This window comes from bacterium (genome assembly GCA_035308905.1).
Taxonomy (GTDB): Bacteria; Sysuimicrobiota; Sysuimicrobiia; order Sysuimicrobiales; family Segetimicrobiaceae; genus DASSJF01.
Genome location: DATGFS010000024.1, coordinates 19051 through 32517 on the forward strand (window position 1 = coordinate 19051; position 13467 = coordinate 32517).

The 13467-nt window shown below is 71.3% G+C and carries 10 protein-coding genes; 3 read left to right on the forward strand and 7 right to left on the reverse strand.

All coding sequences use genetic code 11. The features are described 5' to 3' along the window. Positions 1-80: 80 nt before the first annotated feature. Together VKT83_06885 and VKT83_06890 are read right to left on the reverse strand one after the other, a co-directional pair. Entirely contained in the window at positions 81-1460 is a 1380-nt protein-coding gene (locus VKT83_06885) for an MFS transporter (protein HLY22179.1), read from the reverse strand. 137 nt (positions 1461-1597) lie between these two features. Next, a complete protein-coding gene (locus tag VKT83_06890; protein HLY22180.1) occupies positions 1598-2380 on the reverse strand; it encodes an N-acyl homoserine lactonase family protein in 783 nt (260 codons plus the stop codon). Between the two features lie 147 nt (positions 2381-2527). Between VKT83_06890 and VKT83_06895 the strand changes: the two genes are divergently transcribed. The 3 genes from VKT83_06895 to VKT83_06905 are packed head-to-tail and all read left to right on the forward strand — an operon-like array spanning position 2528 to position 7052. Beyond that, complete coding sequence (locus tag VKT83_06895) at positions 2528-4216, forward strand: AMP-binding protein (GenBank protein ID HLY22181.1); 1689 nt, start codon at positions 2528-2530, stop codon at positions 4214-4216. A 39-nt stretch (positions 4217-4255) separates the two neighbouring features. Next, a complete protein-coding gene (locus tag VKT83_06900) occupies positions 4256-6556 on the forward strand; it encodes a xanthine dehydrogenase family protein molybdopterin-binding subunit (protein HLY22182.1) in 2301 nt (766 codons plus the stop codon). 37 nt (positions 6557-6593) lie between these two features. Beyond that, positions 6594-7052, forward strand: a complete 459-nt coding sequence (locus VKT83_06905; protein ID HLY22183.1) for a hypothetical protein — start codon at positions 6594-6596, stop codon at positions 7050-7052. A 27-nt stretch (positions 7053-7079) separates the two neighbouring features. Here the strand turns inward: VKT83_06905 and VKT83_06910 are convergent, their stop codons facing one another. From VKT83_06910 to VKT83_06930, 5 genes are read right to left on the reverse strand one after another with little or no spacing between them, the layout of a single operon-like run. Further along, positions 7080-8084, reverse strand: a complete 1005-nt coding sequence (locus tag VKT83_06910) for a D-2-hydroxyacid dehydrogenase family protein (GenBank protein HLY22184.1) — start codon at positions 8082-8084, stop codon at positions 7080-7082. Then, positions 8077-9594 carry a M81 family metallopeptidase gene (locus VKT83_06915; GenBank protein ID HLY22185.1) on the reverse strand — a complete coding sequence of 506 codons (1518 nt, stop codon included), beginning with the start codon at positions 9592-9594 and terminating at the stop codon, positions 8077-8079. Before VKT83_06915 ends, VKT83_06910 begins: the two co-directional genes overlap by 8 nt. Positions 9595-9612: 18 nt before the next feature. Next, on the reverse strand, positions 9613-11460 hold the full coding sequence (locus VKT83_06920) for a CocE/NonD family hydrolase (protein HLY22186.1): 1848 nt from the start codon (positions 11458-11460) through the stop codon (positions 9613-9615). Then, entirely contained in the window at positions 11457-12542 is a 1086-nt protein-coding gene (locus VKT83_06925) for a dipeptidase (protein ID HLY22187.1), read from the reverse strand. The genes VKT83_06920 and VKT83_06925 overlap by 4 nt, the downstream gene beginning before the upstream one ends. Next, complete coding sequence (locus VKT83_06930; protein HLY22188.1) at positions 12539-13405, reverse strand: sulfurtransferase; 867 nt, start codon at positions 13403-13405, stop codon at positions 12539-12541. Before VKT83_06930 ends, VKT83_06925 begins: the two co-directional genes overlap by 4 nt. Positions 13406-13467 lie beyond the last annotated feature (62 nt).

Below are 13467 nucleotides of genomic sequence, written 5' to 3' on the forward strand. Positions count from 1 at the left end.
GAAATGCCCGGGCCGGCGCGCGCCGCGCGCCCGCCCGGAGATGCCTTCTACGAACTGGAAACGAGCGTGCCGCGGCTCGGCTACTCGCCTCCCGCAAGCGCGCCGACGGGCACCGGCTCGCCGCCCACCTCGTCCCAGATCCTCGTCTTGTTCGTCTCCGGCAGGAAGAAGCCGCCGACGATAAACGACAGCAGCGCCGTGCCGATCGGCCACCAGAGACCGGCGTAGATGTTGTGGGTGGCCACTGAGATCGACGCCGCGATGACCGGCGTGAGCCCGCCGAACCAGCCGTTGCCCATGTGGTAGGGCAAGGACATCGACGTGTAGCGGATCCTGGCCGGGAAGTACTCCACCAGGAACGCCGCGATCGGTCCGTACACCAGCGTCACGTAGATGACCTGGATGAAGACCAGCAGCACGAGCACCGGCATGTTGCCGGCGTTGGCTTTCAGCCCGTGGTAGATCGGCAGGTACGTGAGCGCCGCGAGCAGCAGACCGGCCATAATGACCTTCTTCCGGCCGATCCGGTCCGACAAGCCCCCGAAGACGAGGAACAACGGCGTCGCCAGGGCGAGCGCGATCGCGACCGTGACGGACGGACCAATGAAGTCCGCCTTCGGAAAGACCTGCGTCTGCAGGAACAGCAGCACATAGAACTGGCCGGTGTACCAGACGGTCGCCTGGCCCGACGTCGCGCCGAACAGCGCGAGGAGGATCATCTTCCAGTTGCGGCCGCTGCCGAGGCTCTCTTTCAACGGGTGCTGGGATGACTTGCCCTGCTCCTTGAGCCGCGCGAACAGCGGCGCCTCCGCGAGGCGCATCCGGATATACATGGCGAGGAGCAGCAAGAACGCGGAGAACAGGAACGGCAGCCGCCAGCCCCAGGCCCGGAACGTGGCATCGCCGAGCCACACCCGGCAGAGCAGCACGACGAGGAGCGCCAGCATGAGCCCGATCGTCGCCGTCGTCTGGATCCACGCCGTGTAGTATCCGCGTCTCGCGTCCGGGGCGTGCTCCGCGATGTACGTCGCCGCGCCGCCGTACTCGCCGCCGAGGGCGAGGCCCTGAACCAACCGGAAGAGCACCAGCAGCGTCGGCGCGAGAATGCCGATCGCCGCGTACGTCGGCACCAGGCCGGTCAGCGTCGTCGCGACGCCCATCACGCTCAAGGTGACAAGAAATGCGTATTTCCGCCCGACGAGATCGCCGATCCGTCCGAAGACGACCGCGCCGAACGGCCGGACCACGAAGCCGGCGCCCCACGTGGCCAGCGAAAGGAGGAGTCCGGCCGTGGGATTGGCTTTCGGAAAGAACAAACTGCCGAAGAATACCGCGAGGCTCGCATAAATATAGAAGTCGTACCATTCAATTACGGTCCCAGCGGACGAGGCCAAGATGATCTGCATGAGGCTCAACTGCTTCGTGCCACCACTTGCCATTGCCGGTGCATGTGCCGACATTCGCCACCTCTTTCCGTTTTCTGACGTCGGGGTCAGTGCAGCGGACGCGGTGTCCTCACCGCGCGGGGATGCGAAGGTGCGGCTAATTTCGCCAGCCATTCGCCGGGCCGGTAAGTTTCCCTTCCGGCCGGCCCGCGCTAGGCCAGGCGGTAGATCCCCGAGGCGACCTCCGGAAACCGGCGGTACACCTCCCCGTCGTGACCGGGACAGATGCGGCTCTCGTCGCCTTTGGCGAGGTCGCGGATGCGGGCCATCGCGTCCAGGCACTCGGGGATGCTGTTGATGTGGACGGCCGGCGGGGCCCACTCTTTAAGGTTCCGGTACGAGGTCAGGGCGTCGTTGGCGAGCACGAAGGGCCCGGTCGCGGCCTCGACGACGACGATCTGCATCCCCGGCGAGTGGCCCCCGACCCACTCCAGCCGGATGCCCTCGAGCGGCTGCGCGTTGCCCTCCACGGTGCGGAGGCGGCCGCTGCTGCGGAGCGCGTCGAGATCTTCGGTGAAGCAGTCGCTGATGAACCGGCGGACCCAGCCGTCGCGGCCGGCGCCGCTGGTCCAGAACTCGAGCTCTCGCCGCTGCACCCAGAACGTCGCCCGCGGCAGCCATCCCTCGAGATCGAAATGGTCCCAATGGAGGTGCGTCAGCACCACCGTCTCGATCGATTCCGCGGACACGCCGGCGGCGTCGAGCAGCTGGTAGCGCGTCCGCGGGACGGCCTCCGCCGGCAGGCCCTTGAGCGCCGCGAGCCGCGGCGTAAACCCGGTGTCAACGAGCACGGGACCGCCCGGTCCCCGCAGCAGCCAGAGGAAGTACGCGGATGAGGTCGTCCCGGTGCCGGCCGGGTGCAGGTACAGGCGGGTAGACCAGTCCACCTCCCTCGCCCCGGGGCTCAACGCCAGGATTTCATAGGTCGCGGCCATGCGTCCCTCCATATAAGTGCGGCGACGGCACAGCGCGTGTCGCGGAGTGCGCCGTCGGGCGAAGTCGCGGCACTCCTTCCACGCGCGCGCGCGGCGCTCCCGTCAGACCGAGGCGATGCCATCGACGCCGTTGAATCCGGTGCCTCGATGGATGCGCGCACGCTCGTGCGGTTCGACCGGCGCCCGATGGCGGAGCTGCGCGCCGGATTTCGCTGGCGCATCCCGGCCGAGTACAACATCGGCGTGGACGTCTGCGACAAGTGGGCCGGCGACCGCGGCCGGGTCGCGCTCGTCGACGCGAACGCCGACCCGCCGCGCCCCTACACCTTCGCCGAACTCCGGCAGCGCTCGAACCGCTGGGCCAACGCGCTCGCCGCCCTCGGCGTCGGGCCGGGCGACCGTGTCGCGATCGTGATGTCGCAGCGGCCGGAGACCGCCCTCGCCCATCTCGCCACGTATAAGCTCGGCGCGGTGGCCGTGCCGCTCGCCACGCTGTTCGGCGAGGACGCGTTGGAGTACCGCCTGCGCGATTCGGGCGCGCGGGCGGTGATCCTCGACGGTCAGGCGGCGCCCCGCCTCGCGCGCGTTCGCGACCGGCTGCCGGACCTCGCCTCGATCATCGCGGTCGACGAGGAGGCGCGCGCCGTTTCCGGCGCGCTCGACGCGGCGGCGCTCGAGGCGCGCGCCGGGGACCGGCTGACGCCGCGGGCGACGCGGCCGGACGATCCCGCCGGCATCCTATACACGTCGGGGACGACCGGGCCGCCGAAGGGCGCGGTGCTGCCGCACCGCGCGCTGATCGGGCATCTGCCGGCGTTCTGTCTGTTCCACGATCTCGCGCCGCAGCCCGGCGATCGTCTGTGGTCGCCGGCGGACTGGGCGTGGATCGGCGGCCTCTTCAACGTGCTGCTGGCGGGCTGGCACTACGGCCTGCCGGTTGTCGCGTACCGGCAGACGCGATTCGATGCGGAGCGGGCGTTTTGGCTGCTCGACCGGTACGAGATCCGCAACGCGTTCATCTTCCCGACTGCGCTCAAGCTGATGCGCCAGGTCCCGGCGCCGCGCCGGGCCGACACCGTGCGCCTCCGGTCGGTGTGCAGCGCGGGCGAGCCGGTCGGCGAGGAACTGATCGCCTGGGGCCGCGAGGCGCTCGGGGTGACGATCAACGAGTTCTACGGCCAGACGGAGATGAATCTCCTGACCGGCAACTGCGGCGTGGTGCAGGCGGTCCGGCCCGGCAGCATCGGCACGCCCTATCCCGGCCACCATGTCGACGTGCTCGACGAGACCGGGACGCCGGCTCGGGCCGGCGAGGTCGGCGAGGTCGCGGTCCGGCGGCCCGACCCGGTGATGTTTCTCGGCTACTGGAACGACCCCGCGGCGACGGAGCGGAAATTCCGCGGCGACTGGGCGCTCATGGGCGACCTCGCCGCACGCGACGACGACGGCTACCTGTGGTTTACCGCGCGCAAAGACGACCTCATCAAAAGCGGCGCGTACCGCATCGGACCCGGCGAAGTCGAAGAGTGCCTGCTGCGCCATCCCGCCGTCGCCATGGCCGCCGTGATCGGCGTGCCCGATCCCGAGCGGGGGCAGAACGTCAAAGCGTTCGTCTGCCTCGCGCCCGGCCACGAACCGTCCGCGGCCCTCGCATCCGCGCTGCAGGAATTCGTCAAAACCCGCGTCGGCTTCCACGCGTATCCGCGCCTCGTCGAATTCGTCGCGGAGCTGCCGCTCACCACGACCGGCAAGCTCCAGCGCTACGTCCTGCGCGCGCGAGACCAGGGCGCACCGGCGCAAGGGACCGCCCCGACGGGGCGAGAATCGATTCGGTAGCCGGCGTTCCGACCCGGACGTCCTCCTCGAGGTGAAGCCGTGGCCCTGACGATCGTAGGTCAATCCCTGCCGCGCGTCGACGCGCAGGAGAAACTGACCGGCCGGACGGTGTTCACCGCGGATCAAGATCTGCGGGGACTACTGCACGGCCGGCTGGTCCTGAGCCCGCACGCGCACGCGAAGATCCGGCGGATTCCGGTCGAGGCGGCGAAGGCCGTTCCCGGCGTGGTCGCCGTGTTCACCGCGGCGGATCTGCTGTACGGCGACGAGACGCCCAACGCGCGCGGCCGCTGTCTGCTCGCGCGCGGCGAAGCGCGGTTCCCCGGCGAGCCGGTGGCCGCGGTGCTCGCCGAATCGGAAGGCGCCGCCGCGGACGGCGCGGCGCGGCTGGCCGCCGCGATCGAATACGATGCGCTTCCCGCGCTCATCGACCCCACGGCCGCCGCCGACCGGTCGGCGCCGCTTGTCCAGCCGGGCCTCTCGGGCCGCAGCTCGGAAGCCGGCCTCCACGCCTCGGTGGCGGTACAGGAACAACAGGAAGAAACACCCGGCAACGTGGCGAGCCAGGTCAGGTTCTCGCGGGGCGACATCGAGCGCGGCCTTCGCGACTCCGCCGTCGTCGTGCGGCGCACGTTCCGCACGCCGATCGTCCACCAGGCCTACATCGAGCCCCACGCAACCATGGCGCAGTACGACCGCGCCTCCCGGCGGCTGACGGTGTGGACGGCGACCCAAGGCCTCTTCTACACGCGCGAGCAAACCGCGAGTGTGCTCGGACTGCCGGAGTCCTCGGTCAAGATCGTGCAGATGCCGGTCGGAGGCGGTTTCGGCGGCAAGATCCTGCTGCTGGAGCCGATCGCCGGCGCCCTCGCCATGGCGTCCGGCCGTCCGATTCGTCTCGTCCTCACCCGGGCGGAGGAGTTTCAGACCGCGACGCCCGCGCCGCAAACGATCCTCGAGGTCGCGCTCGGCGCCGCCCGGACCGGCGAATTCCACGCACTGCAGGCGCGGCTGCTGTTCGATGCCGGCGCGCTGCCGGGGGCACCCGTCCCGATCTGCGCCCTGCTGATGGGCGGCGCGTACCGGGTGCCGCATCTCGATATCCGCGGGCGGGAAGTGCTGACGAACAAACCGCCGCAGGGCGCGTATCGTGCGCCGGGATCCGTGCAGGCCGCGTTTGCGATCGAGTGCCTCGTCGATGAAGTCGCCGCCGCCCTGGAGCAGGATCCGCTCGAACTGCGGGTCCGCAACGTCTCGCAGGAAGGCGATCCAATGCCCAACGGCGAGAGCTGGCCGCGAATCGGGCTCCGCGAATCGCTGCTGGCCGTGCGCGAGAGCCGGCTCTGGCGCGAGCGGCCGAAGGGAGGCCGGCGGGCCGGTGCGCGATCCGCCGACGGCACCCTTGCGGGGACGGGGCTCGCGGTGGGGGGCTGGCTCGGCGGCCTCGAGGCGGCGAGCGCGTGCGTGCGTCCCAATCCCGACGGCACGGTGCACGTCGTCGTCGGGTCGGTCGACATCAGCGGCACCGCGACGGCGCTCACGCAGATCGCCGCCGAGACGATCGGCGTGCCGGTGCAGCAGGTGCGGCTCGTCCCCGAGGACAGCGACGGCGCGCCGCAGTCCGGGATGTCGGGGGGCAGCAAGATCATCTACACCGTCGGCTCCGCGGTGCAGAAGGCCGCGGCCGACGCCCGGCGGCAGATTCTCGCGCTCGCGGCGAAGCGGCTGGAGGCGGCGGAAGCCGATCTCGACATCGTCGACGGCATCGTCCGGGTGCGGGGGGTGCCCTCGCGCGCGGTCGCCGTGGCCGACGTGATCAAGATGACGTCCGGCTTCGGCGCCCAGCACGCGCCGGTCTTCGGCGTGGCCTCCGAAGCGATCACGACCCGCTCGCCCGGGTTCGGGGCGCACGTCGCCGCGGTCGACGTCGATCCGGACTCGGGGCGCGTTCGCGTCAGCGGCTACGCCGCAGCCCAGGACGTGGGCCGCGCGATCAACCCCGCGCTCGTGCGCGGCCAGATCCAAGGCGGCGTCGCGCAGGGCATCGGCTGGGCGCTCTTCGAGCAGATGGTCTACGACGAGGCCGGCACCCTCACCACGGGCACTTTCGCCGACTACGCGCTGCCGCGGTCGACGGACGTGCCGCCGGTCGACGTCCATCTCGTCGAGGTGCCGTCGGCGCGCGGGCCGTTTGGCGCGAAGGGCGTCGGCGAGCCGCCGGTCGTGCCGGTGTCGTCCGCGATCGCGAACGCGATCGCGGACGCGAGCGGAGCGCGGATCGACAGCCTGCCGATCACGCCGCAGCGCGTCGTCGCCGCGCTCGCGGAGCGGCGCCGGTAGGAACCGCACCAAGGCTCACAAGGTCTGGGGGAGCGCCGTGGCTCACGCCAAAGGCAGATCGGTCGCGGCACGCGTCCGTCTCGTGCGGGTCCAGGTGGCGGCGGCGCTCGTGCTCGCCTTGGCCGCGCCGCTCGGCGCTGCCGCGAATCCGTTTGACGGCACGTGGCAGGCGCTGCTCGTGGTCAACGGCATCCGGTGCGCCGTGAAACTCGTCATGTCCACCGGGCGGCGATGCGCCGAATCGATTCAGTGCGGCGGCTACATGACATGGCAGTCGGGCACGTATGTGTTCGCCAACGGCACGCTCGTTCGCACCGTCGTCGACTGGGAGCCGAAGCAGCGGTACGTGCTGGACAACGGCTACACCGGTCACTACGAGGGCAACGCGAAACCGCCCGGGGGATCGTTCCGGGTCGCGTTCACCTCACCCAACACGATGGTCTGGCGGGACGTGCAGTTCGGCGGCACCGTCACCTACCGGCGCGCACCGCGCTAGGCCGCGCGCTTTGCAGTAACCCTGCCCCTAACGCTCGCCCCCGCGCCGCAGCGCCGGGGAAGTGAGCACCGCCGGATTCAGCACCCGCTCCGGGGCGTCCAGTAGAAATGCCGCCACGTCGGCGGCCGCGTCCCGGTAGAAGATCTCGTAATTCTCGCGCGTCACGTAGCCGAGGTGGGGCGAGAGCACGAGGTTATCGAGCGACAGGAACGGGTGCCCCGGCGGCAGCGGCTCTTCGTCGAAGACGTCGATCGCCGCTCCCGCGATCGCGCCGGCGCGCAGCATCTCGACGAGCGCCGTTTCGTCGACGATCGGTCCCCGCGAGGTGTTGACGAGGTAGGCGGTCGGCTTCATCCGCCGCAGGCCGTCCGCGCCGATCAATCCCCTCGTCCGGGCGCTCAGCTGCAGGTGAATCGTCACCACGTCGGACTGCGCCAGCAGCTCCTCTTTCGTGACGCGCTCCGCGCCGCACTCCGCCGCGCGCGCGGCGGTGAGGTTCTGGCTCCAGCCGAGGAGGCGCATGCCAAAGGCGCGGCCGATCGCGGCGACCTGCGACCCGAGCCGGCCGAGGCCGATGACGCCGAGGGTCTTGCCGTGGAGGCCGGCGCCCAGCGACGTCTGCCAGCGGCCCCCGCGCGTCGCCCGGTCCTCCTGCGGGATCCGCCGCACGGCCGCGAGGATCAACGCCCACGTCAGCTCGACGGTCGGCGGCGCAAGCCCCTCCGTCCCGCAGACGACGACGCCGAGGCGGGTGGCCGCTTCGATGTCGATCGACGCGTTGCGCATCCCGGTCGTCACCAGCAGACGCAGCCGGGGCAGCCCGGCGAGGATCCGCTCGGGGAACGGCGTGCGCTCGCGCATCGCCACGATCGCCTCGAAGGGCGCGAGCCGCCGGAGCAGCGCGGCTTCGTCGCGGACGTGATCGCGGAACGCTTCGACCGCGGCCCGCGGCCCGAACGCGGCCCAGTCGGCCAGCTCGAGGGCCACGCCCTGATAATCGTCGAGCAACGCGACCCGAAAGGGGTCAGCCACGTCCGCCGCTCCACGTGAGATCGCGGTCGAGCGGCCAGATCGGCCGCCGCACGTGGGCGAATTGGAAGCGGTCGAGGTTCGGGTTGGCCGCGCCGGGCGCGTCGACTTCGATGATCGCGTGCGTGATCGGCTCGAAGTCGGCGCGGAAGTGCCCGCGCGACTTGATCACGAGCAGCGGCTCGCGCTCGGGCTCGATCCCCGCGACGCGGAAGAACCCGCGGTCGTTCGCCGCGTGCCGCACCGACGTGACCGCGATCTTGAGCCCGCCGGCGTCGATCTGCGCGGTCGGCCCGCAGCGCATCTTGCGCCCGCGGACGACCGGCCCCGTGCCGACGAACTCGCCGTCGCTGAGGTACGCCACGCGTCCTGTGACTTCCACCGGCGCCCCGAACGCCTCCGGCGCCACCTTGCCCCCGACCCGGAACGTGGCCGTCCCGCCGAGCCCCACCTGCCCCGCCTGGCGCGCGGTCTCCGGATCCCACACGCACGCCACGGCGCCCTGCGCGCGCCGGCGCACCAGCTCGCGGAGCAGCTCGGTCGTGTCGCCGGTGCCGCCGCCCCCGGGGTTGTCGGCGACGTCGGCGAGCGCGACGGGCCTGCCGGGACGCCCGGCGACGAGACGCAGCGCGCGCTCGACCGCCTCGGCAACCGGCGGCAGCGGCTTGAGAAACGCCTCGCGCAGTTCCCACGCCCGGCGGCCCATCGCGTCCGCGCACTCGCGCCCGGCCGCGGGATCGGTCGCGGTCACGAGCACCGACGTCCCGGCCTGATCGAAGTCCGCGTACGGGAAGCCGCCGAACACCGACACGTCCACGATGTGCGGCCGGCCCTCCCACGCCCGCCCTTCCTCGAGCAGATCGTGCATCGGGCCCTCCGCCGTGCGCATGTTGATCGTGGGCGGCAGCATCGGGGGTTTCGCGATGCAGACCTTCGGGCGCGGCAGCTCGCCGCGGAGGATCCGCGCGAGGCAGCGGGCCGCGTCGACACCCCGCTCGTACGGATCGACGTGCGGGTTGGTCCGATACACGAACACCCCGTCGACGCTCTCGCAGAACGGGGCCGTCATGTTGCCGTGCAGATCCAGCTCGACGATCACCGGGACTTCGGGTCCCACCGCGGCCCGGACGTAGCGGCAGATGTCGCCCTCGGCGTCGGGCGCGCCGTCGGAGCACATGGCCCCGTGCAGATGGAGCAGCACGCCGTCGACCGGCCCCGCGGCGCCGAGCCGCGCGACGAGCCGGTCGCGAAGCGCCGCGTGCGCGGCGGCCGCGACGTTGCCGGACGGGGTCGCCCCGCCGGCGAGCGTCCCGATAATCTGCCAGCGCTCCCCGGACGCCACCTCCAGAAACCCGCCGAGCCCCGTCTTGGCGCCGGTGTGCTCGCGGACGAGGGCGTCCCCCTCGAGGATGCCCTCCCCTTCCTGAAACGAGGCGAGCGTCGTCGGGACCGGCGAAAACGTGTTGGTCTCGTGCGAAATGCGTCCGATCGCGATCTTCGGCACCGCGGTCACACCTCGCTGCTCGTCGCGTTAGGTCGGAATAATCGGCAGGATCACGCGCGACGGCCGTCCCGCGTCATGGAAGACCGCCTGGGTGGCGGTTTGGTGGGCCTGGTCGAGGCCCAACGGGCCGCCGGTGTTGGGATTTACGTCGAACCGAGGAAAATTCGACGACGAGACGTGCAGGCGGATACGGTGCCCACGCTTGAAGACGAGGCTCGTCGGATACAGCGTGATCGTGAACTCGTAGGGCCGGCCGGGCTCGAGCAGCTCCGGCCGCTCGCGGTTGTCCCGGTAGCGCGCGCGGATGATCGAGTCGCCGATGTTGAGCTCGTAGCCGTCCGGATAGTCGGGGTTGGGCGGGTAGACGTCGATCAACTTCGCCGTGAAGTCCGTGTCGTGCGCGGAGGACGCGGCCCAGAGATGCACCTCGACGGTGCCCGTGACCTCGACGTCGCGCGCGAGCGGCGGCGTGGAGAACACGAGCACGTCGCGCCGCACCGACAGGGGGAGGCGGTCCCGCGCGCCGTAGACGTGGGGACCGCCGCGCTGGTCGAAGCCGCCGCCCGGCATGATATCGTAGCCCACCGAGATGTTGCCGCCGATCGTCGGCACCGGATCCGCTGGATCGAAGACGAACCGCGACGGCCCGGCCCCGGCGGGCGGCGAGTGCGGGGCCAGCCCGCCTCCCGGCTGCAGATAGAATGGCGTGTACTCGGTGCGCGCGGGCGGCCATTCGCGTTCGGTCCGCCAGCGGCCGCCGACGTCGAGCTTGCCGGAGCCGGGGACCTTGCGGCCGGAGCCGCCGCCCATGACGAAAATCTGCACCGGCGGGTCGTCGAGCACGCCGTTTGCCCCCTTCGGGGACAGCACCGCGTCGAACCACCGCAGCCGGAATTGGTCGTAGCCGAGCGGCGCGTCGGGCCCGAATTCGGCGTCGCCCGAATAGGCGAGATCGAGGTTGGCGCCGCCGTGGATCCACGGCCCCATGATGAGCCGGACGGGCCCCTTCTTGCGGCGGCTCAACTCGACGTAATTGGTCACGGTCGAGCGCGCGTACGAATCGTACCACCCGCCGCAGAAATAGACGGGGACGTCGGCGTGGCGCTCGTACAGGCCCTCGATCGAATACCCCGGACGTCCGGACCAGTACGCGTCGTAGTCCCCGTGCTGCCAGATGTCGAGCAGCCAGCGCTCGTAGGACGGCACGTGCCGGAGGGGCGTGAGACCCGCCTTCGGCGGCAGCTGGGCAAGCCAGGACCGGATCTCGCCCCACGCCTGGTTCATCGCGACGCGCGTGGCGGCGTCGGAGGCGGCCTCGTGCGACGTGAGCGCCATCATGAACGAGTAGAGCGCGAACCGCACCTCGAGCGCGCCGCCCTGGCGCATCGAGGCGGTGTGGTAGTTGTGAAACCCCATGCTCACGAACTGCGCGGCGAGCCCGGGCGGATCGAGCGCCGCGAGGCTGGTCTGCGTGCACGACGAGTAGGACAGGCCGATCGTCGCGACGCGGCCGTCGCACCACGGCTGCGCGCGCACCCACGCGACCGTCTCCACGCCGTCGGGTCCTTCGTTGCCGAACGGGTAAAACTCGCCCTCCGACTCGAATCGGCCGCGCACATCTTGTACTACGACGGCGTAGCCGTGGCTGGCGAAATACTTCGCGGAGAGCACCAGCGGCGCGCCGAGCTTGTTGTAGGGCGTGCGCTCGAGGATCGCCGGCCACGGGCCCGGGGCGCCGGCCGGCAGGTAGACGTCCGCCGCGAGGTGCGTCCCGTCGGAGAGCCGCATCGTGACGTGCCGCTCGCAGGCGACCGGATGCGTCGGGGTCGCCCAGCCGGCGCCCGGCGGCGCCCCGTTCCGCGGAGACGGGCTCATGCGCCCCACGTCTCCCGCAGCACGCGCACCCAGTTGCCGTGCGCGAGCTTCGCCAGATCGCCCTCCGTGTGGCCGCGCGCGCGCAGCGCCGCCATGAGCCGCGGCAGCCCCGCGGCGTCCCGCAGCTCCGCCGGCATCGTGGCGCCGTCGAAGTCCGAGCCCAGGCCGACGTGATCGATCCCCATCCGCTCCGCCATGTACTCGACGTGGTCGACCATCCGCGCGATCGGCGTGTCCGGGGAGCGTCCGCCGTCCTCGCGGAGGAAGCCGACGTGATAGTTGAGCCCGGCGATGCCGTGGCTGTCCTTGATCGCGTCCATCTGACGGTCGGTCAGGTTCCGGGCGCTCGCGGAGAGAGCGTGCGCGTTCGAGTGCGTGCAAATCAGCGGTGCCCGGGAGATCTTCGCGACGTCCCAAAAGCCCTGCTCGTTGATGTGCGACAGATCGATCATCACCCGCCGCGCGTTGAGCTGCCGGACGAGCGCGCGGCCGAGATCGGTGAGTCCCGGGCCGGTGTCCGGGCTGCTCGGGAACTTGAACGGCACGCCGGTAGCGTACCGGTTGCGCCGGCTGTGCGTGAGCCCGACCGAGCGCACGCCCGCGGCGTAGAAGGTTTCGAGCGCCCGGCCGTCCGGGTCGAGGGGCTCCGCGCCCTCGAAGTGCAGCAGCATCGCGAAGGTCCCCCGGTCGAGACACGACTGCAGCTCGGCCGCCGTGCGCACCGCGGCCACCTGCCCGTCGGAAGCGGCCACGACGTGCAGCAGCCGTCCGAGGAGATCGACCGCCTGCGCCTCCGCGTATTCGAGCGGCATCGGCTCTGGCCACGTGCGCTCATCCGCGTAGCGGCTCATCGCGGATTCGAGGGTGGCCGCCCGGGACCGGACGTCCTCGGCCGGCGGGGCCGGATCCGGAATATACACGGCGAAGAATCCGCCGCCGAGTCCGCCCTCCCGGGCGCGCGGCAGATCGATGTGGCCGGTCTCCGACCGTTCGAAAAACGATCGGCCGGTCTTCATCATGCTGAGGACCGTGTCGTTGTGCCCGTCGAAGACCAGCGGGTCGTTCTGCCTCCGGGGCGTCATCGGTTCCGCTCCTCCTTCCCGGTGGACCGTGCCACCGGGTTGTCGGGATATGAGCACCAGTCACTCCAGCTTCCGGGGTAGAGACGCGCGGCCGTAAGACCCGCCTCTTCCATCGCGAGCAGATTGGCGCACGCGGTAACGCCGGAGCCGCAGTACACGACGACCTCGCCGCCGCCGAGCCCGCCGAACCGCTCGGCCAGCGCGGCCCGCGGCTTCAGCCGGCCCTGCGCGTCGAGGATTTCGGTCCACGGCAGGTTCACCGCGCCCGGAACGTGGCCGGCGACCGGATCCAGCGGCTCGACCTCACCCCGGTAGCGCTCGGGGGCGCGCGAATCAACGAGGTGCGCGCCGCCCTCCGCCGCGATGCGGCGCACGCGTTCGACGTCGACGGCCAGTTCCCGCCGCGGGTGCGGGACGAACCGGCGGGCCGCGCGCGAGGGAATTTCCCGGCTCACCGGCTCGCGGGCGGCGACCCACGCGGGCCACCCGCCGTCGAGGACGTAGACACGATCGTGCCCGAGATAACGCAGCATCCACCACAGGCGCGCCGCGGGCGTGACCCCGGCCAGCGGCGTGTCGTACGCGGCGACTGTGACGGTACCGTCGATGCCGAGCCGGCCGAGCCGCTCGCAGAACGCGTCGCGGTCGGGCAGCGGGTGCCGGCCGCCGTGCGCCTGCTTCGGACCGCTGAGATCCCGGTCCAGATCGAGATACACCGATCCGGGGACGTGCGCCTCGCCGTAGGCGGCGCGGCCGGCCTCGGGCTTCGCGAGGTCGAACCGGCAGTCCACGATGACGACGGCCGGATCGTCGAGGTGCCGGGCGAGCCATGGGACATCGATGAGATTGCGGCGCTCAGTCATAGGTGGTTGACACGCTTCGGCGCGGGAAACGGTCCGTCCCGCACCCGCGCCGGGCCTGCCCT

Excerpts from the sequence above, each read along its gene's own strand:
- VKT83_06885 (HLY22179.1), bottom strand. The coding sequence starts at position 1,460 with ATGTCGGCACATGCACCGGCAATGGCAAGTGGTGGCACGAAGCAGTTG.
- VKT83_06890 (HLY22180.1), bottom strand. The coding sequence starts at position 2,380 with ATGGCCGCGACCTATGAAATCCTGGCGTTGAGCCCCGGGGCGAGGGAG.
- VKT83_06895 (HLY22181.1), top strand. The coding sequence starts at position 2,528 with ATGGATGCGCGCACGCTCGTGCGGTTCGACCGGCGCCCGATGGCGGAG.
- VKT83_06920 (HLY22186.1), bottom strand. The coding sequence starts at position 11,460 with ATGAGCCCGTCTCCGCGGAACGGGGCGCCGCCGGGCGCCGGCTGGGCG.
- VKT83_06925 (HLY22187.1), bottom strand. The coding sequence starts at position 12,542 with ATGACGCCCCGGAGGCAGAACGACCCGCTGGTCTTCGACGGGCACAAC.
- VKT83_06930 (HLY22188.1), bottom strand. The coding sequence starts at position 13,405 with ATGACTGAGCGCCGCAATCTCATCGATGTCCCATGGCTCGCCCGGCAC.